Genomic DNA, 959 nt, shown 5'->3' with positions numbered 1-959 from the left:
TCCCTGATCGCTCACAGGAATATTGCTGAGGTCATCAAAATGCAAGCTGTATTGCTGGTGAGCATGATTAGAACCGTCATCTGAGCGAATAACACCTTGGTTTTTCGCGACAATCTGTCCACCAACTCGAACTAGCCCCGTGACATGCACAGAGTTACGAGCTTGTATGCCTGTCACATCTGCGACGGCGACAACAGGTTCGCCAGGGTAATAGTTAAACTTAGAGGTCTTGAGAGCAATACGAGGCCCTACCTCTTGTATCTCTCCATCAACGTCATCAAGATTGATCGGTCGACTAGACTGTACGGCCCGATTGGGTAAATACTCAACCAAGTCCTGTTGCTGATGAATCGGGCGCGAAAAAGTAGGGTATTTAATCTCCTGAGCAAAATGAGACGCTATTTGCTGGAAGCGATATTTGACCTCTCGCCCCTCAAAAGGATCATTCCTGTCTTCAATAGCTAAAGGCGCGTCATCGGGAGACATGTTCGCAGTCTCTGCCAAAGACTGAGCTTCAACACCAATGGTTATTTCCTGAATTTTCTTGGGGGTGCCAAGCTTTGACGTTTCCTGTACTGGTTCACTTTGAAGAGCGACAAAGCCAACTCCAGCGAGTACAGAGACGCCAGCAATCATCTTAGCATTACGAGATCTTATTATTTTCACTATCCATCCGCCTGGAGTATTTAATTACTTTGTGAGTCATAGAACGAATAGGAAAAATAATACGGCGAGTATGTATTTTATTAACCCGCCCATTTGGGGGGTATTAGTGATTTATGAGAACTAGGTTATACCCCATATGTCGGTATTGCTATTGGCACCCCACCCAATCCTGACTCTTCATTGCGGCTCCTTAAAGAAAGTCTATGCAGTAATGACAAATGCAAAGACCGAAGCAGTAAGCGTCAGGATCAAGTCTAAGTGGACTAAAAAATTCACCCTCAAGCTACAGTATT

At 45.0% G+C, this 959-nt stretch carries 1 protein-coding gene; it reads right to left on the bottom strand.

All coding sequences use genetic code 11. The features are described from left to right. On the bottom strand, nt 1-666 hold a 666-nt coding region (locus A3729_RS22035), incomplete at its 3' end, for a hypothetical protein (RefSeq protein ID WP_156498073.1). Nucleotides 667-959 lie beyond the last annotated feature (293 nt).

Source organism: Oleiphilus sp. HI0043, from assembly GCF_001634935.1.
Note: the sequence above shows the minus strand (reverse complement) of the source record. Positions and strands in the feature narration are given on the sequence as shown.